The organism is Sporosarcina sp. JAI121 (genome assembly GCF_013408665.1).
Taxonomy (GTDB): domain Bacteria; phylum Bacillota; class Bacilli; order Bacillales_A; family Planococcaceae; genus Sporosarcina.
In genome coordinates this window covers 1,429,454-1,454,794 of record NZ_JACCCL010000001.1, presented here as the reverse complement: position 1 = coordinate 1,454,794, position 25,341 = coordinate 1,429,454, and the positions used below count along the sequence as shown (strand labels likewise).

Annotated in this window: 29 protein-coding genes and 1 riboswitch; of the genes, 6 read left to right on the top strand and 23 right to left on the bottom strand. The window is 42.6% G+C overall.

The annotated features are described in order from the left end of the window. Positions 1-134 precede the first annotated feature (134 nt). Together HDC33_RS06850 and HDC33_RS06845 are read right to left on the bottom strand one after the other, a co-directional pair. Positions 135-2,696 (bottom strand): vitamin B12-dependent ribonucleotide reductase, encoded by a 2,562-nt coding sequence (locus HDC33_RS06850; RefSeq protein ID WP_179391733.1) that lies wholly within the window; start codon positions 2,694-2,696, stop codon positions 135-137. Positions 2,697-2,876: 180 nt separating this feature from the next. Beyond that, the gene (locus HDC33_RS06845; RefSeq protein ID WP_179391732.1) at positions 2,877-3,713 is read right to left on the bottom strand and encodes a lipoate--protein ligase family protein; all 837 of its coding nucleotides are present in this window, start codon (positions 3,711-3,713) and stop codon (positions 2,877-2,879) included. A 161-nt stretch (positions 3,714-3,874) separates the two neighbouring features. Here HDC33_RS06845 and HDC33_RS06840 point away from each other — a divergent pair, with 161 nt between their 5' ends. Both HDC33_RS06840 and HDC33_RS06835 read left to right on the top strand, forming a co-directional pair. After that, positions 3,875-4,192: a rhodanese-like domain-containing protein gene (locus tag HDC33_RS06840; protein ID WP_179392659.1), complete on the top strand. Its 318-nt coding sequence runs from the start codon at positions 3,875-3,877 to the stop codon at positions 4,190-4,192. Positions 4,193-4,257: 65 nt separating this feature from the next. Continuing rightward, positions 4,258-5,523, top strand: coding sequence for an AAA family ATPase (locus tag HDC33_RS06835; RefSeq protein WP_179391731.1), 1,266 nt, complete (start codon positions 4,258-4,260; stop codon positions 5,521-5,523). Between the two features lie 41 nt (positions 5,524-5,564). On the opposite strand, the gene HDC33_RS06830 is transcribed toward HDC33_RS06835, so the two are convergent. From HDC33_RS06830 to comGA, 12 genes are all read right to left on the bottom strand, one after another. Then, a complete protein-coding gene (locus HDC33_RS06830) occupies positions 5,565-5,975 on the bottom strand; it encodes a hypothetical protein (RefSeq protein ID WP_179391730.1) in 411 nt (136 codons plus the stop codon). A gap of 341 nt (positions 5,976-6,316) precedes the next feature. Next, the gene (gene gcvPB / locus HDC33_RS06825) at positions 6,317-7,777 is read right to left on the bottom strand and encodes an aminomethyl-transferring glycine dehydrogenase subunit GcvPB (RefSeq protein ID WP_179391729.1); all 1,461 of its coding nucleotides are present in this window, start codon (positions 7,775-7,777) and stop codon (positions 6,317-6,319) included. Beyond that, entirely contained in the window at positions 7,770-9,116 is a 1,347-nt protein-coding gene (gcvPA, locus tag HDC33_RS06820; protein ID WP_179391728.1) for an aminomethyl-transferring glycine dehydrogenase subunit GcvPA, read from the bottom strand. Before gcvPA ends, gcvPB begins: the two co-directional genes overlap by 8 nt. Before the next feature lie 33 nt (positions 9,117-9,149). Then, on the bottom strand, positions 9,150-10,247 hold the full coding sequence (gcvT, locus tag HDC33_RS06815) for a glycine cleavage system aminomethyltransferase GcvT (RefSeq protein ID WP_179391727.1): 1,098 nt from the start codon (positions 10,245-10,247) through the stop codon (positions 9,150-9,152). A gap of 136 nt (positions 10,248-10,383) precedes the next feature. Next, positions 10,384-10,475: riboswitch (glycine riboswitch) on the bottom strand. Between the two features lie 221 nt (positions 10,476-10,696). Beyond that, positions 10,697-11,215, bottom strand: coding sequence for a shikimate kinase (locus HDC33_RS06810; RefSeq protein ID WP_179391726.1), 519 nt, complete (start codon positions 11,213-11,215; stop codon positions 10,697-10,699). 30 nt (positions 11,216-11,245) lie between these two features. Further along, positions 11,246-11,425 (bottom strand): hypothetical protein, encoded by a 180-nt coding sequence (locus HDC33_RS06805; protein ID WP_179391725.1) that lies wholly within the window; start codon positions 11,423-11,425, stop codon positions 11,246-11,248. Beyond that, the gene (comGF, locus tag HDC33_RS06800) at positions 11,406-11,855 is read right to left on the bottom strand and encodes a competence type IV pilus minor pilin ComGF (RefSeq protein ID WP_179391724.1); all 450 of its coding nucleotides are present in this window, start codon (positions 11,853-11,855) and stop codon (positions 11,406-11,408) included. Before comGF ends, HDC33_RS06805 begins: the two co-directional genes overlap by 20 nt. Beyond that, entirely contained in the window at positions 11,843-12,139 is a 297-nt protein-coding gene (locus tag HDC33_RS06795) for a hypothetical protein (RefSeq protein WP_179391723.1), read from the bottom strand. The genes comGF and HDC33_RS06795 overlap by 13 nt, the downstream gene beginning before the upstream one ends. After that, on the bottom strand, positions 12,132-12,572 hold the full coding sequence (locus tag HDC33_RS06790; RefSeq protein WP_179391722.1) for a prepilin-type N-terminal cleavage/methylation domain-containing protein: 441 nt from the start codon (positions 12,570-12,572) through the stop codon (positions 12,132-12,134). The genes HDC33_RS06795 and HDC33_RS06790 overlap by 8 nt, the downstream gene beginning before the upstream one ends. 4 nt (positions 12,573-12,576) lie before the next feature. Beyond that, a complete protein-coding gene (comGC, locus tag HDC33_RS06785; RefSeq protein WP_179391721.1) occupies positions 12,577-12,888 on the bottom strand; it encodes a competence type IV pilus major pilin ComGC in 312 nt (103 codons plus the stop codon). Positions 12,889-12,902: 14 nt separating this feature from the next. Then, positions 12,903-13,958, bottom strand: coding sequence for a competence type IV pilus assembly protein ComGB (comGB, locus tag HDC33_RS06780; RefSeq protein ID WP_179391720.1), 1,056 nt, complete (start codon positions 13,956-13,958; stop codon positions 12,903-12,905). Continuing rightward, positions 13,951-14,958 (bottom strand): competence type IV pilus ATPase ComGA, encoded by a 1,008-nt coding sequence (gene comGA, locus HDC33_RS06775; RefSeq protein WP_179391719.1) that lies wholly within the window; start codon positions 14,956-14,958, stop codon positions 13,951-13,953. Before comGA ends, comGB begins: the two co-directional genes overlap by 8 nt. 294 nt (positions 14,959-15,252) lie before the next feature. Here comGA and HDC33_RS06770 point away from each other — a divergent pair, with 294 nt between their 5' ends. Then, positions 15,253-15,495 carry a DUF2626 domain-containing protein gene (locus HDC33_RS06770; protein WP_179391718.1) on the top strand — a complete coding sequence of 81 codons (243 nt, stop codon included), beginning with the start codon at positions 15,253-15,255 and terminating at the stop codon, positions 15,493-15,495. Between the two features lie 62 nt (positions 15,496-15,557). On the opposite strand, the gene HDC33_RS06765 is transcribed toward HDC33_RS06770, so the two are convergent. Then, a complete protein-coding gene (locus HDC33_RS06765; RefSeq protein ID WP_179391717.1) occupies positions 15,558-16,196 on the bottom strand; it encodes an MBL fold metallo-hydrolase in 639 nt (212 codons plus the stop codon). 208 nt (positions 16,197-16,404) lie between these two features. Between HDC33_RS06765 and HDC33_RS06760 the strand changes: the two genes are divergently transcribed. Beyond that, positions 16,405-16,581, top strand: a complete 177-nt coding sequence (locus tag HDC33_RS06760) for a DUF2759 family protein (protein ID WP_179391716.1) — start codon at positions 16,405-16,407, stop codon at positions 16,579-16,581. 62 nt (positions 16,582-16,643) lie between these two features. Here the strand turns inward: HDC33_RS06760 and HDC33_RS06755 are convergent, their stop codons facing one another. The 5 genes from HDC33_RS06755 to rpmG form a co-directional block, all read right to left on the bottom strand. After that, the gene (locus HDC33_RS06755; RefSeq protein ID WP_179391715.1) at positions 16,644-17,741 is read right to left on the bottom strand and encodes a YqgU-like beta propeller domain-containing protein; all 1,098 of its coding nucleotides are present in this window, start codon (positions 17,739-17,741) and stop codon (positions 16,644-16,646) included. A gap of 74 nt (positions 17,742-17,815) precedes the next feature. Next, positions 17,816-19,708, bottom strand: coding sequence for an LTA synthase family protein (locus HDC33_RS06750; protein WP_179391714.1), 1,893 nt, complete (start codon positions 19,706-19,708; stop codon positions 17,816-17,818). Between the two features lie 138 nt (positions 19,709-19,846). Continuing rightward, positions 19,847-20,035, bottom strand: coding sequence for a YqgQ family protein (locus HDC33_RS06745; RefSeq protein WP_179391713.1), 189 nt, complete (start codon positions 20,033-20,035; stop codon positions 19,847-19,849). Continuing rightward, positions 20,032-20,613 (bottom strand): 5-formyltetrahydrofolate cyclo-ligase, encoded by a 582-nt coding sequence (locus HDC33_RS06740; protein WP_179391712.1) that lies wholly within the window; start codon positions 20,611-20,613, stop codon positions 20,032-20,034. The genes HDC33_RS06745 and HDC33_RS06740 overlap by 4 nt, the downstream gene beginning before the upstream one ends. A 62-nt stretch (positions 20,614-20,675) precedes the next feature. After that, positions 20,676-20,825, bottom strand: coding sequence for a 50S ribosomal protein L33 (gene rpmG, locus HDC33_RS06735; RefSeq protein WP_179391711.1), 150 nt, complete (start codon positions 20,823-20,825; stop codon positions 20,676-20,678). 170 nt (positions 20,826-20,995) lie between these two features. Between rpmG and HDC33_RS06730 the strand changes: the two genes are divergently transcribed. Both HDC33_RS06730 and HDC33_RS06725 read left to right on the top strand, forming a co-directional pair. Beyond that, on the top strand, positions 20,996-21,358 hold the full coding sequence (locus tag HDC33_RS06730) for a hypothetical protein (RefSeq protein ID WP_179391710.1): 363 nt from the start codon (positions 20,996-20,998) through the stop codon (positions 21,356-21,358). Further along, positions 21,355-21,843 carry a hypothetical protein gene (locus HDC33_RS06725; protein WP_179391709.1) on the top strand — a complete coding sequence of 163 codons (489 nt, stop codon included), beginning with the start codon at positions 21,355-21,357 and terminating at the stop codon, positions 21,841-21,843. The genes HDC33_RS06730 and HDC33_RS06725 overlap by 4 nt, the downstream gene beginning before the upstream one ends. Before the next feature lie 40 nt (positions 21,844-21,883). On the opposite strand, the gene HDC33_RS06720 is transcribed toward HDC33_RS06725, so the two are convergent. The 3 genes from HDC33_RS06720 to HDC33_RS06710 all read right to left on the bottom strand — a co-directional run bounded on the left by HDC33_RS06720 (position 21,884) and on the right by HDC33_RS06710 (position 25,334). Continuing rightward, positions 21,884-24,037 carry a peptidoglycan D,D-transpeptidase FtsI family protein gene (locus HDC33_RS06720; protein WP_179391708.1) on the bottom strand — a complete coding sequence of 718 codons (2,154 nt, stop codon included), beginning with the start codon at positions 24,035-24,037 and terminating at the stop codon, positions 21,884-21,886. A gap of 112 nt (positions 24,038-24,149) precedes the next feature. Further along, positions 24,150-24,752, bottom strand: a complete 603-nt coding sequence (gene sodA, locus HDC33_RS06715) for a superoxide dismutase SodA (protein ID WP_179391707.1) — start codon at positions 24,750-24,752, stop codon at positions 24,150-24,152. A 99-nt stretch (positions 24,753-24,851) separates the two neighbouring features. Next, positions 24,852-25,334 (bottom strand): DUF456 domain-containing protein, encoded by a 483-nt coding sequence (locus tag HDC33_RS06710; RefSeq protein WP_179391706.1) that lies wholly within the window; start codon positions 25,332-25,334, stop codon positions 24,852-24,854. Positions 25,335-25,341 lie beyond the last annotated feature (7 nt).

Here is a 25,341-nt window from a genome sequence, read left to right as displayed (position 1 = left end):
TATGCAGTCTTTGAGACTGGACGTCGCGCTTTTAGACTGTAATTCTTACGATGCGCATTACTGTGGTGGCTGAGGAACGCCTCCCCGAAAACCGCCTTCTGCTGTCACGTCTATTAGGGCAGCTTATGCTTCTCTTAAAGACCGCATTTCAATTGGGCATTACAGTTCGTGCATGTATTGCAGCCGCCCATTTCTTCGACAGTTCCCGTTCTGCAGACAGGACATGTATCCCCAACCTCAGATCCAATTGTGACATTTGTCGAGCGTAAGTCCTGGATCGTATCCACAAGAACCACTTTACGCTGTTCGATGACTTCCTCGACGTAGCCGGAATCCATCTCGTTTTCTTCCGCTTTAAGCGTCAGCACTTGCGAGTCACGGCTTCCGTCTACATAGACAGTGCCGCCTTTCGCTCCGCCTTTATACAGTCGTTCATAGACGCTTTCTACTTGCTCGACCGTGTAACCTTTCGGTGCATTGACCGTTTTCGAAATAGAACTGTCAATCCAGCGCTGGATGATACATTGAACATCCGCATGCGCTTCAGGCGCCAAAGCCATCGATGAGATGAACCATTCCGGTAAATTATCCGGATCTGCATCAGGATTGCGTTCCAAATATTCCTCTACTATTTCAGCTTTCACCTCGATGAATTTCCCGAGGCGTCCGCTGCGGTAATAGGTAAAGGAGAAATAAGGTTCTAATCCAGTTGAAACTCCTACCATTGTTCCAGTCGATCCCGTTGGAGCAACAGTTAATAAATGAGAGTTTCTGATACCATGTTCCAAAATGGATTCACGGATATCTTCCGGCATTTTTTTCATGAACCCTGTATTGATGAATGCATTGCGCAGAGCTTTCGTTTCTCCATCCGTCTTGCCGATGAGGAATGGGAAGCTCCCTTTCTCTTTCGCAAGCTCAATTGATTCACGGTAAGCCGAAGTTGCAATCGTTTCGAACACTTTGTCCACAAGGTCGTTGCCTTCAGGGGAACCGTATTCTTTTTCGCAATAGATGAGAAGGTCGGCAAGTCCCATGACTCCGAGTCCAACACGGCGTTCGCCAAGTGCTTGTACTTTATTTTCTGCGAGGAAATATGGTGTTGCATCGATGACGTTATCCTGCATACGGACGCCAATACGGACCGTTTCCTTCAATTTTTCATAGTTTACTGTTTTTGTTTCTTTATCTGCATATTCAGCAAGGTTTACAGCAGCTAAATTGCACACGCTGTAAGGAGCGAGAGGTTGTTCCCCGCACGGGTTTGTCGCTACGACTTGCTGACCGTAAGCTTTGGCGTTCGTTTCATTGTTGGCATTGTCGATGAAGAAAATGCCGGGCTCTGCAGCGTACGTTGCACAAATGTTGATAAGATCCCAAAGTGCGCGCGCTTTGATTGTCCGATAAACACGTACATCGAATCCTTTGCGTTCCCATTCGCGGACATCGCCTACTTTATGCCATTCTTCGTTGTATGTCGCCATTTCTTCCGGCGAATACTTTTCAACAGCTGGGAAACGTAGGTCATAATCCGCATTCTGTTCGACTGCTTTCATGAAATCGTCCGTCAATGTAACGGAGATATTTGCACCAGTCAGGAATTCCGCATTATGTACGGAATAGGTCCCACCATCGCGCAATTTCGTTTCAGCGTCTTTCAGAATCGCTTCATTAAATCCGCCCATGCCAGGAATTGTACGATAGTTAATAATACCTTGATACATCGCTTCTTCCTGAACAGTAAGCGGTTTGAATTTCAGTTTTTCACTTGCAAGTTTTTTAATCATTTCATCTTCGGTATGTTCCATTAGATAACGGAGTATTCTTGGATTTTGCATTTTCGAGATGATGAACTCGCAAATATCAGGGTGCCAGTCCGCCAACATGATCATCTGCGCACCACGTCTGGATCCACCTTGTTCGACAAGATGTGTCAATTTAGCAATATCATCAAGCCACGATACCGACCCGGATGATTTGCCGTTGACGCCTCGTGCGAGTGTGTTACGTGGACGTAGTGTAGAACCGTTTGTCCCGACACCGCCGCCCCGGCTCATGATTTCCATCACTTGTTTGCGGTGATCGGAAATCCCCTCGCGGGAGTCAGCTACAAAAGGCATGACATAGCAGTTGAAAAATGTCACTTCAGTATCCGAGCCGGCTCCGTACAGAACGCGTCCTGCGGGAATGAAGTTCAGTTGTGACAATTGGTCATAGAACTGATTGAACGATTCCTGACGCCTTGCATCTGTCGGTTCAACCGAAGCCAGTCCAGTTGCATTGCGTTTCGCAATCTGCTCATAAAACACTTCAAGCGGCTTCTCGATAACTTCAATAGGCCTTGTAACGATCCCTTTATCCTGTTCTTCCGGATTATCAATCGCGGAACGGTAATCTTTTTCAATCCAAATGTCCGCTTTGCCGTTCTTCTCATCAATCGCGGTGATAAATCCAAGTCCGCGTGCCGGGAATTTCGGATCTTCCTTCACTGTCAGGACGACGAAATCGCCAACTTTAAGTGTTTTCTTTTCCGTATCCTTGAATGAATACCGGTCGATCATGACCAGCCGGGATACTCCTTTGTGTTCGATACACATTTCTTCCGTAATCGGATGCACTTGCGGGAATTCTGCGATATCTGCATTTAGTTGTTTCTTGTTAATTTTTGGTTCTTGATGCTTCGAAACAATGACCATAAACGCTCCCTCCTTCTGGGATTATTTAATTTGACACTACATATGGTGTCCTTATTATTACTTAATCTACTACATATTGAATCGAGCTTCAATTAAATTGTTTTTACACAAAACTCAAAGTGCGCTATTCAAGCCTTTTCATATGTCATCTTTTGAAAAATAGAACCAAAGATATAGACGTTATTTCTTAAATGTCCATTCGTCGTTCGCATATTTCTTACGCTCGATTTCCATGACATATTCAAGTTGCTGCTTTGTTAATTCCAACGGTTCAAGTTTCATATCTAGCGCTTCTTCGAAACCTTTCGAAAAAGCGTTGACACATTCACTGACCGACACCGATCGGTCGACCAACCTATCAATCGCTATCGCTTTATCAGGCAAACTTATGCGCATCTGTTCACGCTGCACTTCCGATCTGAACTTGAAAAGTGCAACAAGCTTGTCCACGTCAAGACTTAAAAGTATCGCACCGTGCTGCAAAATGACACCTTTCTGTCTTGTCTGCGCACTACCCGCGACTTTCTTCCCTTCGACGACAAGTTCGTACCAACTAGGCGTATCAAAGCAGACAGCACTCTTCGGTTTTTTCAAATCATTCCCTTGTTGTGCTGTTCGCGGAATAGAAAACGTTGCATCCAGCCCCAGATTGCGGAACCCTTCGAGTAGCCCGCCCGAAATTACGCGATACGCTTCCGTTACCGTTTCAGGCATATCCGGATAACTTTCACTGACAATTACGCTGTATGTAAGTTCATGCTCATGGAGTACACCCCTGCCCCCGGTGGGACGACGGACGAAACCAAGCCCATACTTTTTCACTTCATCCATATTTATTTCTTTTTCGACATTTTGAAAATAGCCGATTGACAAAGTGGCAGGCTCCCATTCATAAAAGCGTAGTACTGGACCGATTTCCCCTTTGCTATGCCATTCCAGCAACGCTTCATCGAGTGCCATATTGAATGATGCTCTGCATTTCCCAGAATTGATGAAGTGCCAAACCGTTTTTTCCATCCGAATTCCCCCTTCACAACGAATTTCATTTTAGCATTCCCATTGAACAAGTGCCACTCAATCTTTATAATGAAAAGGTAGAGAGAAAGGGGAAAGTTGTTGTGAATTATTATTTTTTAGGGGCCGTCGCTCTCATTGTTATCATTTATTTTGTCGTGACGATGCTGCGTCTTAATAAAGCTGTGACAAACTTGACGCAAGAGCAATTTATCGAAGGATATCGGAAAGCACAACTGATTGACGTACGCGAAACCAAAGATTATGAGGCCGGCCATATACTGGGCGCACGTAACATTCCGTATTCGCAGTTCCGTCAACGTTTCAAAGAAATCCGTTCGGACAAGCCCGTCTACCTGTATGATCAAAACGGTGGTAAAAGTGCACGTGGGGCGCTGTTTCTCAAGAAAAAAGGATATGAACAACTGTTTCACCTGCAAGGCGGTTTCCGTCAATGGACAGGTAAAGTGAAAAGTAAATAAAATAAAAAGTTCTTCCCATATGGAGGAACTTTTTTTCTACTACTAAATTTCGGAATGGAGCATCTATGAAAAAAACGATTTTATTCCCGGTTACTATCGAGATACGTGAGAAATTACCGAATTACGAAGACTTTGCCACTGTAAATCGCCATATCGTGAATCTGCTGAACGAACGCAAACAACAGGATTGGCAAACAATCCAGGCAGAAGAACTAATTGCCCATGCTGAATCAGTCATTGATGAATTGATGAAAAAAGGGAATTTACGCTATGAGTCACTTGGCCATGTATACGGCGTGCGGCCGACAAGTAAAGTCGAACGCTGCGATTCAGATAACGGTTTCAAACTGCGTGTTTCCGAGACTATTGAAAACCAGCTGTTATACTTTCCCGACTTCGATGTTGCGTTCACGCAACTGCTGTACTTCGTAGGAAACGGTACGACTTGGCCAGAATTCCAACTCTTTGCACCCTCTGCTGAGACAGCGAAAACATTTATCGAAGAAGTAAATCATATGCAACGTGAAATGATGAAAACGACTGTTACATACCTTGTCGATACGGACAATGGAGTTGAAAAGAAAAGTTTTGAATATGGGGAAAAGGTCGGCAGGGATGATGTCTTGCTTGAGGAAACGATGAAAAGCGATATTTTCCGTACGATTGATGAGTTTTTCAAGGATGATGGATTGTTCTATAAAGAATATGGGTTGCCCTACAAACGGGGAATCCTGTTGTATGGAGCTCCAGGCAATGGCAAGACGACACTTGTCCGTTCAATCACCGGCTCAACGTCCGCACCAGTCATTTATTGGCAGATAACCGAACATACGGGTAGCTATTCCGTTCAGGAAGTATTCAGCACTGTCGCGAGAATGGCCCCTGCAATCCTTGTCATTGAAGATATCGATTCAATGCCCGAACATACACGGAGTTCTTTTCTCAACACGTTGGACGGTGCACGCGTGCGTTCAGGCTTGTTCATTATCGGGACGACGAACTATCCCGAAAAAATCGACCCGGCACTCATTAACCGCGCAGGTCGTTTTGACAGCACCTATGAACTCCCGTCCCCTTCTGCGGAAATACGCCGTAATTATATGAAGAAACTAGATAAAAAAGGGTTATTCAATAACGAGCAATTGGACGAGATAACAAAACGGACGGAAGGTTTATCCGTTTCGCAGCTCAATGAATTGTATATGTCCGTCGCACTCGGTTTTCATTACGATGGCACAATCGAATACGACAGGCGGATTAAAGATTTACAGAAACAGCATAAGCGATCAACAAAAGGTAATTGGGAACAAGAAGGATCTATCGGATTTTAAAAAGGAGAGCCCGAGGCGGCTTCTCCTTTTTGTTTTGTTTACTAGTTTAATTCTCTCCACCATATATTTCTACTTTGAATAAAATGTAAAACAGCCACCATTATCAACGCGACAATCGGAAAGGTGATCAACAGTCTAACCGCAATTGCCTGGGTATGTTCGGTTAAAGAAAAAATAAGCATAAAGTTAGTATAGATAAATAGAAGTAGAAAGAAAAATCCGCTCGTAAAAATCACTCCACTGATCTTTTCAAGATCATTCTTGCTGACTACTAAATAGAATAGAAATGGCACCGCGCATAAAAGGGCAAGTAATACATAATTCAAATCGGTCAGTCCGCCATCCAACAGAAATTCTCCTGACATAAGACGCATGATAACAGCCGTTCCATAGACTGTTAGAAAAACCCCACCAATACACCATATGAATAGAGACCGTCGTGAATGCTTCATTCTTCTCGCTCCCTTCCATTTAAATATATGTGTGAAGGGAGGACAAAATCACTTCCATTTTGTGTTTGCTACAAAAGTTGAAATAAAGAATACCCGAAAACAATTCGTCGCTTTGGGATGCCCACGTTGGTTTTTCCCGGGTATATTAGTGATACCTTACTCAACTTTACAGGTTATACAGAAAACGGACAGGCTTTACTAGGGAAAGATCGCTTTTGCGATCAATCTCAAACAAATCAGGACCACCATGTGGAATCTAAGCAAAAATAATGAATAGGAAAGGCGACACTCCGCTCAAAATCGAACGTAATGTCGCCTTACTAAATTCAGATATAGTTCATTTATCCTTTTATATAACGCAGAACTGGCTGACGTGCCGCTTTCGTTTCATCAAGACGATTGATGACAGTCGTATGCGGTGCGTTTTGTACGATTTCCGGATTTTCTTCGACTTCTTGCGCAATTTGGATGAGCGCATCACAGAATGCGTCGAGTGTTTCTTTAGACTCTGTTTCCGTAGGTTCGATCATCATACCTTCCTCGACGTTAAGCGGGAAGTAAATTGTCGGCGGGTGATAGCCGAAGTCGAGCAGTCGTTTCGCCATATCGAGTGTACGAACGCCAAGTTTCTTTTGACGGCGCCCCGACAGAACGAATTCGTGTTTACAATGACGGTTATATGGGAGGTCGAAATAAGGCTCCAATCTGCGCATCATATAGTTCGCATTCAATACTGCGTATTCCGTAACGGCTTTCAAACCGTCTGGTCCCATTGAACGGATATATGTGTATGCACGCAGGTAAATGCCGAAGTTGCCATAGAACGGTTTCACACGGCCGATTGATTGCGGAAGATCGTATTCAAATGTGTAAACATCCTCTTTTTTCACTAAGACCGGTTTCGGCAGGAATGGAATAAGATCCTTCTTAACCCCGACCGGGCCTGATCCTGGTCCACCGCCGCCATGCGGACCTGTGAATGTTTTGTGCAGGTTCAAGTGAACTGCGTCGAAGCCCATGTCGCCAGGACGTGCTTTAGACATTACAGCGTTCAAATTCGCACCATCATAATACAACTTACCGCCGGCACCATGGACGATGGCAGCCATTTCAAGAATTTCTTCTTCGAAGAGACCAAGTGTATTCGGATTCGTCAGCATTAGTGCCGCAGTATCTTCCCCCACATGCTTTTTCAAGTCCTCAAGATCGACTAGTCCATCCTCACCGGATTTAACTGTCACAGTATCGAAACCTGCAACTGTAGCAGAAGCCGGATTTGTTCCGTGTGCAGAATCCGGAACGAGAACTTTTGTACGATTGAAGTCGCCGTTCGCTTCATGGAAAGCCCGAATCATCATGAGAGCCGTCCACTCGCCGTGCGCTCCTGCCGCCGGCTGAAGCGTCACTTCATCCATTCCTGTGATTTCTACAAGATGCTCTTGCAGGTCATACATAACTTCCAGAGCACCTTGAACTGTCGACTCATCCTGTAGTGGATGGATATTTGCGAATCCAGGATAACGTGCAACAGATTCGTTGATTTTCGGATTATATTTCATCGTACAAGATCCAAGAGGATAGAATCCGGAATCAATCCCATGGTTACGATTTGATAGCGCTGTGTAATGACGCATAATATCGAGTTCGGAAACTTCGGGAAGTTCCGCGACTTCTTCACGGACAATTCCTTTCGGCAATAGGCTGGAAAGGTCAAGTTCAGGCACATCTAGTTCAGGTAGACTATAGCCTATCCGTCCTTCTCTCGTAAGTTCAAAAATTAACGCCTGGTTATCTTTATGCATGAAGGGCCTCCATTTCCTGCACAAGTGCATCGATTTCTTCTTTTGTACGCTGTTCCGTAACAGCGATAAGTGCATGGTTAGTAAATTCAGGATACGTCAGACCCAAGTCATAGCCGCCGATTATCCCTTTTGTAAATAATTTTGTATTCACTTCTTTTACAGATCGTTTGCAATCAACGACAATTTCGTTGAAGTGCGATCCGTTAAACTTAACTTCGAAACCGGCTTTTTCAAATGCATCTTTCGCATAGCGTGTTTTGACAATGTTCTGATACGCGATTTCCTGCGCGCCTATCTTCCCAAGTGCCGTCATGGCAACGGAAGCGGCAAGTGCATTCAGTGCCTGGTTCGAACAGATGTTGGACGTCGCTTTATCGCGACGGATATGCTGCTCACGTGCTTGAAGCGTTAGGACATAACCGCGGCGGCCTTCATCGTCGGTCGTTTCTCCAACAAGACGTCCAGGTACTTTCCGCATCAGCTTTTTCGTCACTGCGAAATAGCCGCAATGCGGTCCGCCGAATGCTTCAGGAATGCCGAACGGCTGCGCATCCCCTACTGTGATGTCTGCGCCAAGCTTACCTGGCGGCGTTAGTATTCCTAGTGCAAGCGGATTCGATGATACGACGAACAATCCGCCTTTAGCGTGGGCAATTTCCCCGATTTTTCGAATATCTTCGATTTGACCAAAGAAGTTCGGGTATTGAACAAGAACAGCAGCTGTATCTTCGTCCATCAATTCTTCCAGCATTGCCATATCAGTTACCCCATCTTTTTGTGGAACTGTAACAACTTCAATGTATTGTCCTGATGCATAAGAAAGCACTACGTCACGGGATTCCGGATTAACCGTCTCGGAAACAATAAGTTTCTTCCGACGCGTATGTCCTGCCGCAAGTGTTCCCGCTTCCGCAAGAGCCGTACCGCCATCATACATAGAAGAGTTTGCTAGATCCATACCAGTCAGTTCACAGATCATTGTCTGGAACTCGAAAATTGCTTGCAACTCACCTTGCGAAATTTCCGGTTGGTATGGCGTATAGGCAGTATAGAACTCAGAACGTGAAATGACATGGTCGACGATGATTGGTTTATAGTGATCATAAACGCCTGCGCCCAAGAATGATGCGTATGTCCGCGCATCCGCGTTTTTCGATGCAAGTTTCGAAAGCTCTTTAGTCAAAGAAGTTTCGGATTTCGCTTTTTTAATATTGTATTCGCCCTTAAATCTGACCTTTTCAGGAATATCTGCAAAAAGTTCATCTATAGATGCGACTCCGATTGTTTTCATCATTTCATCGCGATCAGTTTCGGTCATTGGAATATAACGATGCTGCATGTCCTCTTAACCCCTTTTCATAATGTCATATGATTAGCGTTTGTAAAATGGTGTAGCGATAATGACTGCTTTCAAACGCTTATTTCGAATTTCGATTTCAACTTCGGTTCCTTCTGCAGTGTGTTCTTTATTCAGAAGTGCAAAACCTATATTCTTTTTTAGTGTAGGTGATTGTGTACCAGTCGTTACCTCACCGATTAGCTCTTCGCCCAGAAACACTTTGTAACCTGTACGTGGAATTCCTTTGTCGATCATTTCCACACCGACAAGTTTACGAGGTACACCATTCTCTTTTTGCGAAGCCAAGGCTTCTTTCCCAAGAAAATCTGCTTCTTTATTCACTTTCACAACGAAGCCAAGACCCGTTTCGAGCGGCGATATATCTTTAGATAATTCTTGTCCATATAACGGAAGACCTGCTTCAAAACGTAGCGTATCACGTGCACCGAGACCTGCCGGTACGACACCTTCGCTTTCACCCGCTTTCAGGATAGCGGACCATAGCTCGACGATCGCCTCCGGGGAGCCGTAAATTTCGAATCCGTCTTCGCCTGTGTAGCCTGTACGGGATACGAGCACTTTTTGACCTGCGATATCGACATTTTCTTTGAAACGGAAAAATTTGATGTCCGCCAGTGGCTCATTTGTCATTTTCTGAAGAACTTCCTGCGCAACAGGTCCTTGCAATGCTAACAGTGCATAAGAAGATGATACGTTTTCAATTTTGACATCATCAGTTGCGTGCTTGTTCATCCACTCAAGATCTTTATCGATGTTTGACGCGTTGACAACAAGTAGGTAATCGTTTTCCCCGCGTTTATAAATTAGAAGATCGTCAACAGTTCCGCCATCTTCATAACACATAGCGGTATACTGCGCCTGTCCATCTTTCAGTTTCGAAACATCGTTCGTAACCATTTTTTGCAAATAAGAAAGAGCACCTTCCCCACTGACAAGCACTTCTCCCATATGTGAAACATCAAACAATCCTGCCTTCGTACGGACAGCTTCGTGTTCCGCTTTAATACTCGAAAATTGAACAGGTAATTCCCAACCACCGAAATCGATTGTTTTTCCGCCATACTCAGCATAGCTATCAAAAAGCACGGTACGTTTTAAAGTTTCTGACACAGTCTATTCCCCCTTAAAAGTCGTTAAAAAAGGACAGAGGTCCCCTAAAAAGAGAACCTCTGTCCTTGTACCTGAAAGTTTGACCTTACGGCTTTCCTCGTTGGTGGCCGGCTGAAAACGGCGCTCTCCAGAGATGCGTCATGTATGGGTCTTGTTACCTGAGAGATTCATAACAATCGTTATTTGCTCCTTCGGCGACGCCAGTGCGTGCTCTCCCCATACAATCATTCGCGTTATTCAATTGAAAATGATTAAGATTCGGACAACTAATGCCCTTTCGCCTTATATCTTAACATTTCAATTCTGTAAGCGCAATACTTTTTAATTGATGGTTGTTTTAACGAACGAAAACGTAAAAAACATAATAATCGTTCGTGTTTATCATTATTAATTAATATTTCTTCCAATTACAGTAATGAAAGTCACGAATCTACTGATATTTTTCGTTTTTATCTACCTGTCCCTTTCAGTCTGCCGATTTGGAACGCGATATAATCCACAATATCGCGCAATGATCGATTTTCCGTTTCCACTTTAAAATGAGCACTTTGTAAATAGAAAGGTTTTCGTTCGTTAAATAACTTTTCAAGATCGTTGCGTGTCGAACGTTGGACAATCGGACGATTTCGATCAGTCGAAATCCTACGCCAAATATCGCGAAAAGGTGCATTCAAGAAAAAGACAAGGCCCGTTTCTCGCATGATTTCCCGGTTCTCCCTTCGTGCCGCAACACCCCCGCCCGTAGCGATAATACATGATTCATCACGGAACGAACGTAAAAAAGATGTTTCCATTTCACGAAAATACTCCTCACCATACATTTCAAAAATTTGCGGGATTGTCAAACCTGTCATCTTTACGATTTCATTGTCCATATCATAAAAGGGCATTTTCGTCGCAAAACTGAGCCGTTTGCCGATTGCACTCTTACCACATCCCATATAACCAACCAAATATACTTTCTTCATCTCATCACCCATTTGGCAGAACGAATAGTGTTATCCGTTCCGTTTCATTGTTCTCACCGTTTCGTTTTCATAATACGTTTCAAGCGAATCGTAAGTCCTTTGTAGACTATCATGCCATGAAACGAGGGAGAAAAGAAAGAGACTGACGAAAAATAATAAAATAATTGCTGACGCAAGCAACGCGCCGTCTTCATTTCGGATAGAGTCCAACCGCGAACCCCCTTACTTTTAAGGTACCGTCCAGCATCGTTACACGGGCAGTTAACGTCGTACCATCGAATGTATATGTAACTGCCCTCACATTCGTAATATAGGGAACATGTCCGGTTTGATCCACTCTTTTTCTTAAGACAGTTCCGCTCTGTTCAATATTAATGAGCCCACGGGAGTTTCTCAGCCGGATCGAACTTCCTTCCTCAATTAATCGGAGTTCGCTTACATCAGACAAAAGGTGTTGCATATCGGCCGAAAATAGCTCAAATTCGGTGGATGCATAATCAAAATACTTCTGTTCAATTGAACTTTTCCAGAAAAAGAACATAAGAAACAAATGAAGGAAAATCGCCAGTATGACCAATTGAAAGATGCTTTCCAGAAACGTATAGCCACGTTCATTCGATATATTCATCATTTCACGCATTTATTGAATACCTTATCCACAATTTCGTATGACACACAGACGACTTCACCGTTAATGTTCCAATTGTAATCCACTCCATCAACCTGACGGATACCTTCCATCAGGCCATGCGAACTAAAGTAGATGGATCCTTGAAGGGCGGTTTCAGCTGCATACATGTGCATCTTTCTCGCCTGCAAATCCGAAGTCACCATGGTCGCGAAGGGTAGTAGCGTTCCGAATATCACGATTGCAATCGTCAGTGCAAGAATAGCTTCCAGCCATGAGTAGCCCCCTTCATTCATAGATGATCATCCTCCCGCGCTGAAATTGTAATCTTATTTCGATAAGGCCTGTACTTGTTGAAAGGGTAATTGTACCTGTTTTGACGATATCTCCGTCTGCACGGAATTCAATTACATTAAATTGGCTGGAACCTACATAACGCATCCCTTCAGGAAAAACAGTTTTTGTAATGATATTCCCCTCTAAGTCCGAAGTAGTATACTCTGTACCCGAATGCTTGAACTCCAACTTTGTGACGATATAATTTGCCATAGAATGAGCTTGTAAACTATAAATAGATGCAATCAGTGCTTGAACTGCCTCTTCTTCGGATGCAGTACGTATCCATTTGGCACTGACCGGAAATATGATTGCCGTCATGATCGCTAGCACAGCAAGAACTAGTATCATTTCAACAAAAGTGAATCCGCTTTCGTTAGTATCCTCCCCCATTTACTCACGATCCTACTTTATTTACCGTACCGTTGTCGATTGATAGTTGAGTGCCGTCTGGACACTGCGCGTTTTTCGGCAGATATTCCTCTTCCACCAATTCACCGATAGATGACGGTATAAGTTTTTTATCCATTTTATATGCTTCGACTTGCCCTTGAACCATTTTCATATATGCATCACAGCCTTTTTCATCTATGGACTTCGAATGCTTTGTGACATTCGGGATAGCGATAAGAATCAGAACCGAAATGATCAATAAAACGATCATCATTTCAATTAGCGTAAAAGCCTTTTCATTATAAATGAATTTCATCTATTTCCTCTCCCTTATAATTTATCCATCATTCCGTAAACCGGTAATAGTAATGCAAGATAAGCAGCTAATATACATATAGCAATGATGCTGAATAATGCCGGCTGCAGCATCGCTAAAGCCTTCGTCAGCTTCTCATCGATCGTTTCAGTGAGGTGCTCGCTGTATAACTGCAATTCCTTCGGCAAATACCCGCTATCCGCCCCATGCTTGGCGAATGCGGATAATTGATCCATCAATCCTTCCGTCCTGCTGACTGCAATGTGGAACGATTCCCCGTAGATGACTTGTTCTTTTACATTTTTTGCAATCTCGCTCAAAACGATATCCAATTTCTGATCAGTTAACACATCCAATGCGTTTTGCATGGAAAGACCCGATTCAAGCAAGCCTCCGATTTCACTTGAGAAGTCCCGGGTCTTAACGACTGAAAAGAAAGTTCCTGCAATAGGTATGGACATTACTACACGTATTTTAGTTCCGGGCAAAAGTTTTCCGTAAACGAAGACACAAATGGCTGTCAACACTAAAGATAGTAGTACCACACCCATAATAATATCCGGGATTTTCGTCACTAAGGAAGGCAATACCGAGACAATGCCTTCGTCTTCACTTATTCTAGAATTCGTCATTAACTGCATATTGGGCAAGAAAAACTTGCGGAATGCGATTAGGAGCGCGGAGATGATAACTAAAAGGAAGATTGGATAAATGAGAAGGTTTTTTAGCTTCTTCCTCTTTTCTTCCATCCGCTTTAAACGTGCCGCTGTACCACCCAATGCCTGCGCGACTCTGCCATCCATTTCAGCTATCGCAATGGGAAGAAGTGCACTTGATGAAAATCCGATTCGCGACAGGATATGGATGACGCCCAGCCCTTCCTTAAAATCATTATCCATAGTCTCCAACATCCCCTTGTAATCTTTCATATGATGGGGCAATAATAAAATGATTCCCTCGTGAAATGTATAACCCTCCGTTAATAAAACGGAGAGCCTTTCAAGGAATACCGGCCGATTTTGAATGGCTTCTTTTTTACGGAATTGCATTTTCCATGCACGTCTACTCATTATGCATCACACCTGAACTGTTGTATTTCCGAACAAGGGATTCTACTCTAAGTTCATCTGGTACAACTACCCTGTCCCCTTTTATGATTGCATCTGTCATTGCAGCAAGATTTTCCCCTTGTATGATTTCAAATACCGCCCCTCTCTTTCCGGACATCCGCCGAATAAGACGCTGCGCTGATATACAAACAATCGTTTGTCTTAATTCCTCCGCTGTAATACCAAAATCCATCATTCTGTAAAAACAGCCCGCAGGATCCTTTGAGTGAACCGTAGTCAAAACTAAATGTCCCGTCAATGCAGCCTGAACCGCAATCTTTGCTGTTTCACTATCCCGGATTTCCCCAATCATGATAACATCGGGGGAATGGCGTAAAATCGCCTTTAGACCAGCAGAATAGGTCATACCTGAACGTTCGTTCACTTGAATTTGAAGCAGATGCGAATGATTGTTTTCGACGGGGTCTTCCAATGTGATTACATGCCGTTCAAGATGGTTGACACAATGTGCCGTTAAAGAATAGATAGTCGTGGTCTTACCACATCCGGTTGGACCTGTGAGAAACACCAGTCCTTGGGGTTCAGAAACAGCCTGACGCAATTTATCGGCCCAAGATTTTTCGATGCATAATTCATCGATTGAAACAATTTGGTCATGTCTCTGTAGCCGAATAACCACACTTTCTTTCATTTGAATCGATGGGATTGTTGATACCCGGAAAGAATAGTTCTCTCCCTGTACCTGTTTGTGAAAAGATCCGCTTTGGGGTTTACGTTTATCGCTGATGTCGAGTGAGGATAGGTATTTGTAAAATAAAATCATTCGGCCCGCCAACTGTAGGGGAATTGTCCCGGACCGGTCCAGTCTTGAATCTTTCTTGAAGGACACATCATATCCTTCCTTCATTGGGACGAGGTGAATATCAGTCGCCTCGTATTTTATCGCTTTCTCCAACAGGTCAAAACTTTTGTGTTCTACTACGTTGTCATTCCTAATCATTGAACACCCCTCTTTCTTTGAAAACGGTTAAATTACATCCGCCTATGGGCATAGTATACGATTTGTACTTAATATTGGGAATACTTTCCCTCAAAGTCGAATTATGTATTAGTAAAAAGACGGAATATATGAATTTTCATCCTGTATTCCGCAGTAAATTTCATTTTTCATGAAAACACCATTAATACACGTCTTTGTCACAATGAAAGAACGATTGGAGTTTACATCTGCAGTTGTTATCCTTTATAATGAATGGGAGCTTATTGTAATGTTTTATTAAGGAGGGACGCACACATGGATAACATGTTCAAGTTGATGGGCTTCTGGACAGGCATATTTGCAGTAATGTTTTATATAGGAGACATGCTGCCAGCCGCACTTCTTTTTGTTGCGAACACTGGGTTCTTCCTACTACTTGGATATTTGAACCTGACAGAGCGGATGTACATGTACTTATTTGGAGCATATCTGATGGTGTTCATGGTCGGATTCAGCTACTACACAACGTTTATACACGTACCTGGCGCTGGCCACTAAAAGTACATACGAAAAAACAGCCTATTTTTGGCTGTTTTTTTGTTTTTATAGTTAACATTCGTTCAGAATCCATTCAAAAAAGGATTCGAATCTTTTTCTTCCTCTGGAGTTGTAGATGGTCCATGACCGGGATAGATGTTGTAATCATCATCCAGTGAAAGCAGTTTATCATGTATCGATGCTAGCAAGACATGCGTGTTCCCGCCAGGCAGATCCGTCCTTCCGACACCTTGTTTGAAGAGCGTATCCCCCACAATTGCAAAACGGGACGGCGCAAAAATATAAGAAACACTTCCCGGTGAGTGACCCGGAGTATGCCTGACTTCAAACTCGAATGATCCTACCGACATCATCCCTTCATCGCGGATAATATGATCCGCTTTTCTATTGCTAACATCGGGTAATCCAGAATATTTGGCAGAGCCGTTCAATTTTGGATTCGTCAGCCACTCCTGTTCCTCTTCATGGACATAAACTGGAATATTATAACGGTCCCTTATGCTGTCGACGGCCCCGATATGATCGAAGTGGGCATGCGTCAGAAGAATTGCAGTCGGCGTCAATTCCTTACTTTCCACTTTTCGGATGAGACGTGCACTTTCTTCACCTGGATCCACAATTAAGCAATTTCCCAAACTGTCACTGATGATATAACAATTGGTCTGGATTGGTCCGAGTGGGTATATACTGATTTCCAACATAATCTTCACCTCTTTACTCATAGTACGCAACATGAAATACGAATTCAAACAATCGTCACTTATTTACCTCGACAAAATAGATTGTAAACAGTACAATAGAAGAGGAATATCGTTAAATCGGACTTGCACTGAATGTGCTGACTTCTGCAGAGCTCACAGGATGTGAGCGGTATTAGCAGAAGTTCCTATTGAAAGGAGTGTCTTCACTATGAACTTATTGATGGTCATTTTTGGGCTCATCGCAATTTTAGCGGTGGTTGGTACAGTCCAAGCTTTCAAAGAACGTAACGCTTTAAGCGTCCTGTTCAACCTTGGAGCTGCAGTTATTTTCGGAGGCTTCACGATTGCTACAGTCGTTTTCCAAGGATATCCACCAAGTCTATAAGATTTGCCAATCCATGGACAAAATAAAAAACCTTTGTGTATCATACACAAAGGTTTTTTATTTTACTTGGGGAACGTCAGCCACGTCGTCTGTGTTTTCTTTTTCACATCAATCAAATTTTCCGATGAGTAGCCGGTCAGGCAATTCTGTCCTGATGGCGAACATCGAAGGATTCCTTCCGTGAATTCATCGGTTACAACATCCTGTTGACCTGCTGTAACGCGAACAAGTCGATAAGGGGATTTAAGCTCATCAAGCTGTCCGCCCGTTTCAGGCGAGGTCAGGAATAGGGTATCACTTGAATGCCATTCAATATCAGGGAAAATCCATTCTGAATAATTACTGATCGCCGGCATCTTCCATTCGGATTGAACGATGCCATCTTTTTTCTTAATTGTATAACTTGCATCTCCATCCTTATTTATTTGAACAAAGAGTATGGAGTCTTCATATGTATCAAAATAAACAACATCGCTAACATTTAACTGTCCCCATAGTTCAGTGCCGAGGCTATATGTATGTATCTCACCGCCATCGAGCAAATGACCTTCCATATCGCTATAAGCAATTGTATCTATCCCAAGCCATTTCGGAAAAGGATCATCAATCGGCAATATTTTTAAAACTTCTTTTTTTCCATTATACAAAAATAAATCGAACGTCCAATCTTGGTGGAAGGCCGTTAGAAGGATGAGCGACGGATCCATGTCATTCCATTCAATCCCTAGTTCTGTGGACGCAACCTTAATTTCATCATATACCGCACCATCCGTTGTCACAATTTTAATTGTAGCGGATGAAGTATCGACACTGGTATGCAGTAAAATATATTTCTTTGAGGGGTGTATGAGGGCGTCGATGATTATTGATGCATCTTCATACAATGTTTCCTTTTGACCAGTTTGCACGTCAAAACTATTCAGTAAATAGAATCCATTCTCTTTTTCAACGTAAACGATTTTAGTCTCCGTCAGCCAGTCCACAACAAAGTGAAATTTTGCAGGGTCAGCAGGCAATATCTTAATCTGTTCCTTTTCACTCAAAGGAATTTCCTCAGGCGCTTCCACGTCCTTCGGGCTTTCTACAACCACTTTCGCCTTCTCTGTACAGCCTGCCAGCAACATGACTGCCGCACAAAAGATGAACCACCCTTTCCTCACCGGACCTCCCCCTCCCTCTATTTAAGTTAAAAAAAAGGCTGCACGGATAGTTCCGTGCAGTACCTTATTGATTTTTACTCCTTATCGGGTGACCCCGGTGTATTCCCCTGTTCTTCTTTGAATCTGAGCAAATCTCCGTTAATAATCATATCTGAGTAATTCAGCTCGGTTGAAGCGCGTTCCATAAACGGCTCACATTCACCTTTATCGGTTTCTTCGCCAGTCTCGGTATCATAGCAGACATCTTGCGTGAAAACATTTTTATCGGTTACAAAACGTCCGTCACGGAAGATTGCAAATGGTTCATGATCAGGTGAGAAAATGTCCGCCCCAAGGTACATATCGTCTTTCGTATCGAGACCCATCAGATGAAGAATGGTAGGTCGTAAGTCGACTTGCCCTGAAACTTCGTCAATCGTCTTCCCTTTACCATAACCGGGTATGTGGATATACAATGGAACTCTCTGCAATTTCGCATTATCAAAAGGCGTTATTTCCTTATCGAGATACATACCCATCGCTTTGTTATGATTTTCAGAAATACCATAATGGTCCCCATACATCACAATAATTGAATTGTCATACAAACCGCTCGCTTTTAAGTCCTCAAACAGAATTTTGACTGCTTCGTCCATATAGCGAACTGTCTGGAAATATTTATTCAGCGTATTTGAATTTGAAGTATATTCAGGAATAAGTTTATCTTCTTCGTCAAGATCGAATGGATGATGGTTTGTCAATGTAATCAATCTTGAGTAAAAAGGCTGCGGCATCTCTTTCATCAACTCAACCGACTGATTGAAGAATGGGATATCTTTCATGCCCCAGTTGACCGCTTCTCCTTCACCGACAGTATAGCTTTCAATATCATAGAACTTATCGATGCCAAGTGCGCCGTACATGATATCACGGTTCCAGAAGCTTCGGTTATTCGGATGCATCACATTCGTGAAATATCCATTTTCGCCCAATTGAGCTGCCATTGATTCATAAGTGTTTCCGCTGTGTGTGAAAAATACTGCACTGCCATTTCTCGGGTACAGCGAATTTTCAAGGAGAAATTCTGAATCTGACGTCTTTCCTAGACCTGTGTTGTGATAAAAGTCAGAGAAATAGAATGTATCGGGATCCTTTGATAATTCATTTAGGAATGGCGTAATGACATGTCCATCCATTTCCTCGTTAATAACGAACGACTGTAAGGATTCCAGGGATATTGCGATGATATTGCGCCCTTCCGCAATTCCATACATTTCAGGATCCGGAGCAGCGTAGTTCGCATTAATATAGTTACCTACTTCAACTAGTTCACTACCGTCCGCAAGCGCACGCTGAGCATGGGATTTGGATTGAATGAACAAATCATAGATATGGTAATTGTATGTCCCGATATTCTTCACTAGAAGTTCTCTATCGAAACTGCGTGTTAATAATTGTGGCCGTTCCATTTCCGCTAGACCCAGATTTATCATCATGATTGCAGCTGTCATGACAAAGTACAGCTTACGGGCAATTTTACTATGCTGCACTTTCTGTTCATTTTTGGGGATAAATCGGATTGCCAAACAGATAATTAGTACATCCGTGAAAAAGAATACATCCGTCAAGTGGAGATTGGCTGTAACCGAGGATGAAAGATCCCCGAAGTTACTCGTTTGAAAAAGGATCGGTAATGTAATGAAATCATTAAAGAATCTATAGAACACTGCATTACTGAACATAATAATTGACGTCATAACACTTACCGTCAGTATATAAATGTTACGCCGTTTCGTACTCTTGATGAATAGCGCAATTCCGTAAACAAATAAAAGAAAACTGAGAGGATTCAAAAGGAGAATGAATTCCTGCATCATATTATCGATTTTCATATTGAAACTTGTAATATAACCGAAATAAGTTGTCAACCAGGTTGCGACTATTGCAACGATGAGTACGGAATGTTTTGAACATACCATTTTTCTCATTCCATCTCTTCCTTTCAATAAAAAATTGGCATAAAAGGCTTTCTTATCAATCTTACTACAAATTAGACGCAGAAGCTGAAATAAAGTTTCACAAACCACTAAAAAAAGGTCAAAAGGAGGATATTCCCATTTTTCATTTCATAGTTTCGATGCTTCCTGGCGCAAAATCAGAACGGCATTCAAATAATCTTGCTTCATCAGAAGACCGTTGTCGTAGAGATCTTTCACTTCGGATTGCACCATATCGATATCATCTTTTTTATTTCCCGTGTAGGTATAGATTCCGAACCGTTTCAGCAATTGAAGGACATCATAGAAATCTTTCATTTGCATCTCTCGCTGCCATGACAAACAATCACCTTTTCTTCTGTAAAAATTCTGCCGACCGGAATGTCGTGAGGTTCAACAGGAACCGCTTGACCCGTTTGAATTGCAAACGCCAGCGATAAAGTTTCGCCCTTATAGCCTTGTAAATACCGGTCGTAGTACCCCCCGCCGAAGCCGACCCTGTATCCTTCTTCAGAAAAGACGACACCAGGGACAATCTGCAAATCAATTTCATTTTTGCCGACTGACACTGTTTTATCGATAATCGGCTCTAAAAGATCCACATAGACCGTTTCCAAATTATCGAACGTAGTAATTAGTCGAAAATCCATTTCGCGGGTTGCATGTAAGCATTTAGGGACTGCAATCTGTTTTCCCGCCTCCCAAGCCGCTTCGATAAGCGGGCGTGTGTCCACTTCGGGATAACGAGAAATCGTTATCCCGATTGTATCCGCACTTTGGAATTCATTCGATGCAATGACCCTGTCAGTAATCTCTAAGGACTTTTTCATATGTTCTGATCGATTCATATTATTCAATATATCTAGCATTTGATTCCTTGATAATTTTTTATACATACTATACTACCTCCGTTCTGAAATGAAAAAACCAAAACCGGTGAAGGTTTTGGCCTGAGCGATTATTTCGTTTCACGGTGCAAAGTTTGTTTCTTTTCACGTGAGCAGTATTTTTTCATTTCAATCCGTTCTGGATTGTTACGCTTGTTTTTCTTTGAAATATAGTTGCGCTCACCGCATTCTGTGCAAGCAAGTGTAATATTTACGCGCATTGTTAGTCCCTCCCACTCATCAGGAATATAAAATTTAATATGAGCATGATTTATACGACTTATCAAGTGTACCATATTGACAGCATATGTCCACTAGAAAGATTGAAATTTCCCTAACGGATTGTCTATGGTAAAATGGTAGCAAAACAGCTACCAAAGGATGTGATAAAATGGACATTCCAATAATTCTTCTGATCATTGGACTTATAAGTATATTTGCTTCATTTATCATCGGGAAATCTTCTTCCGACCATGCCGAAGAATTGGAAAAGGTGTCAATCAGCCTCCATCAAGAAACAAATGGTATAAAAAAAAGATTGAAAGCGGTTGAGGAAGAATTGATGATTGGTGCCGGTTCGATTCCTTCAAAGAATAAAACTAAAAAACAAACAAAACCCGTTCATGAAATCATCGTTAACCAAATACTGTCTTTGCATGCCCAAGGGTATTCCGTCAAGGATATCGCCAAACGCTCTTCCTTAACAAGCGAAGACGTAATCTCTGTATTGCAATTAAAAGGTGTGATTGTATGATCAGGGATATGTTACGTATACTCGGGACTGCCTGTATTCTTGCCGGCGGGATTCTTTATTTCATCAATAAAAACGAATATATCCCAGTTTCCGAAACACGGCAATTGCAAGCGGAAGTTGAAGAACTTAGTGGTGAACTTGCCAAAACAAAAGAACTATTGGCAACTGCCCAAACCATATCTACAGTGAAAGAGCATAAACCAGCTGCGGAAGAGAAAAAGATGGATAGCAAGAAAGATGTAACTGAAAGTAATTCCCCGGACAAAGACACAATTATTAGGACCATTTTATTGATTGAAGCAGGTTCGAATTCAGCAATCGTCTCAGCTGATTTGGAACGAATGGGCATTGTAGAAGACGCAGCCATATTTGATGCATATCTTGCCGATAATGGGCTAACGGGGCAAATTCAAATTGGTGAACACAAGATTGATTCATCAATGAATTTTCATGCGATCGCCAAGGAAATAACGTCTGTAAAATAGAAAGGTAGGGAAACCATTTTCTGGCTTCCCTACCTTTTTTCTATTTTTCGGATTCCACTTTAGGTGCCTGTATGATTGGTTGAGTGACACCTGATGCGTTTTCTTCTGAAGCCCTTTTTGCTTTCAATTCGAAGTATTTGTCGACAGCTTGCTGGATAATCTTATTTTGGGCGCCAGACGTGTGGTCGCCTGGCTTTGTAGTAATGTTCGGGATAATGATTGCATAAGCAATTTCGGGGTTTTCATAAGGCGCAAACCCGACATGGGATAGATTGATTGTCGGTTTACCTGAACTGAATGCTTGTGCGGTTCCCGTTTTCCCACCAGCATCAAAATCTTTTCCGGCAAATAGATTCTTAGCCGTCCCATTTGCTCCATAATACACATAGTGCATCCCGCGCTTTACTTGATTAATCTCCGCATCGGTATTTTGGATTCTATTCAAGACCTTAATGTCTGTCTCCTGGATGAGAGGACCGAGAATTTTGCCATCTTCGGAAGGTTCGCGAATTTCCTTCAGCACTTTAGGCGCTATCCGATAACCGCCGTTCGCAATAGTAGAAACGTATTGTGCGAGCTGGAGTGTTGAATAGGTATCGTATTGCCCAACAGATAAGTCCAGTAAGAATCCTGTTAGCGTATCATTCCCTATGAGACCTGGTGATTCGCCAGGCAAATCAATTCCAGTTTTCGTCCCCAATCCGAAAGATGCGAAAGATTGCCTGAAGGTATCGAATGCTTTTTTATCAATTCTTAACGCCTCTCCAAACCTATAATTAGCTTTCGCCAAAGAGATTGCGATTTTGAACATATAAACGTTCGAAGACCTACCAATCGCTTCAACATCGTTTATAGAAACCCTGGAGTGTTGATTGAACAGCGATCTTTTATATTGTGAACCAATCTTAAGCGGTTCATCTATTTTCCGCTCACCGATTCGTACTACATTCTCATGATAGCCCGTTAAAAGTGTCGCCATCTTGACTGTCGAGCCAGCTTCATGGAGTGCAGTGAACGTACCATAAGCATAGTCCCAAATTTCGAGCTTACCTGTTTCTTGATTTGTAACAACTTGCTTACCTACAAGCGCGAGAACTTCACCGTTATTCGGATTCATCATGACCAGGAAAGCCCTATCCAATTCTCCGGTATTTCGCCCTCTTTTCAAATCCAATAGTTTTTCCGATACAATCTTCTCGATTTCCTCTTGCAATTCGCTGTCGATCGTCAGGACAAGATCCTTACCAGGTTCGCCTTCCCTGATTGTTTTCGTTTCGACGACACGGCCACTGCGATCTTTAATGTTTTTAACAATTGTTTTTTGTCCTTTTAACAATTCTTCATAATATTGCTCAATATAACTTTTTCCAACACGGTCATTTCTTGAATAATCTCTAGCCAAAAAATAATTCTTACGTGAATCCGGAATCCCTTCAATCGGACTAGTGGTTGATCCTAGAATCGTATTCTCTGATTTCTTCACACGTTCCCAATCTGTAGTTGTATCGACACCCGGCAATTCTCCAAGGCGCTCGGATACTTTTGCGAATTCCTCTTCGCTGACATTCCCGCTTTTCACGATTTGCGGTGAGTAAGCATAGCCCGACATCATTTCCCTGTATATAGCAAGCACTTCAAGTTCATCATCTGTGAATGAATCGATTTCTTTTTCCGTAACACGCTCTCGTGTCAGCATATTGATTTTACGTTGCATTTGAACTCTTGATAGTGAACTATCCTTTTCAATTGCGAGCTGTTCCTTTTCGGAAACTTTTTTAAGCGCTTCTTTAGGATTATTCAAAATCCAAAAATCCCTTTTATCCCCAATGGTAATCCTTTTCGTATCTTGTTCAATCAAGACTGCAAGCTTCTGAGCAATTTCAAGCATTTCTTGCGCGCTTGTAGACGTCATCTTCGTGTATGTAATGGCGTTTTTCGGTTCATTATCTACAAGAACACGCCCCGTGCGATCAAATAATCTGCCTCTTGGAACACTTGTATTGACAGCAACTTCTTCCGTCCTTTCCAGTGCTCTGGAATAATCTTCGCCTTTGACGATTTGTAAGTAACCTAGTCGAAAAATCAGCAATGAGAATAGGACAAAGATTGAAAAGAACAGGAAGTTCATTCGGAATGCGATATGTCTTCGTTGACGTGTTTTAGCCTGTTCCGCCTTACGCATCGGTTTTTTCATAATGTCCCCCCCTTCTACGTTAACCATTTTGAATTATATCATTCAAAATAGAAAAAGCACACATCTTGACGAACAAGATGTGTGCTTGGTTCCTTCTAGATGAAGTTATTAATTATTTACCGAAGCGTTTTGCAACTTCATCCCAATTGACAACATTCCAAAATGCTGAAATATAGTCAGGACGACGGTTTTGATAGTTTAAATAGTACGCGTGCTCCCAAACATCTAGTCCAAGAAGAGGCGTTTTGCCTTCCATGATAGGTGAATCCTGGTTTGGAGTCGACATGATTTCAAGTTCGCCATTATTCAATACAAGCCAAGCCCATCCAGATCCAAAGCGAGTCGCACCCGCTTTTGCAAATTCTTCTTTGAATGTTTCAAGGCTGCCGAATTTTTTATCGATTGCTTCTGCAAGAGCGCCTGACGGGTTTCCGCCGCCATTCGGTGATAGCAGTTCCCAGAAGAGGGAGTGGTTCGCGTGACCGCCGCCATTGTTACGGACAGCCGTACGCTTGTCCTCAGGTACAGCGTCAAGATCAGCAATTAGATCTTCGATTGATTTGTTTAAAAGTTCTTCATTTCCTTCAAGCGCATTGTTCAAGTTCGTTATATACGTATTATGGTGTTTAGTGTGGTGAATGTTCATCGTTTCTTTGTCGATGTGTGGTTCAAGTGCATCATATGCATAAGGTAATTCTGGTAATTTGTAAGCCATTTGTCATTTCCTCCTCGATAGTTTCATAAATATGCTACGCTTTCAACATTATCAAAGTTGCTAATGACGTTCAAATATAATGGACTATTTCGAATCGATTCATCTGACGAATAAAACAAAAACAGTAATCATCACAGCCATGACCAGTCCTTTTGTTACAACTGAAGTGAAAAATCCGACAAGTGACCCGATGCCTGTCTTGACGGCCTGCTTAACTCCGACTCGGGAAACAACCAGTTCCGCGATGACGGCGCCCAAAAAAGGACCGATTAGGATTCCAGCAACCGGGATGACGAAAGGACCAATGAGAAGGCCGATTGTACTTCCCCACATACCCGCTTTAGATCCGCCGAACTTTTTCACACCGACGAGATTCGACAATGTATCCGCACCGAACAGCAAGATAACGAACAACACTTGAATACTCCAAAACAAGACGGTCATCCCGTTGAATGTATCAATGAGGCCGTATAAGAGGAACCCCCCTACGATGAAGAGAGCCGATGGGATAATCGGATACACGAGTCCAGCGAAGGCTATAATAAACATGGCAATCGCAATAATCCAACCTATGATTTCCATGAAATCA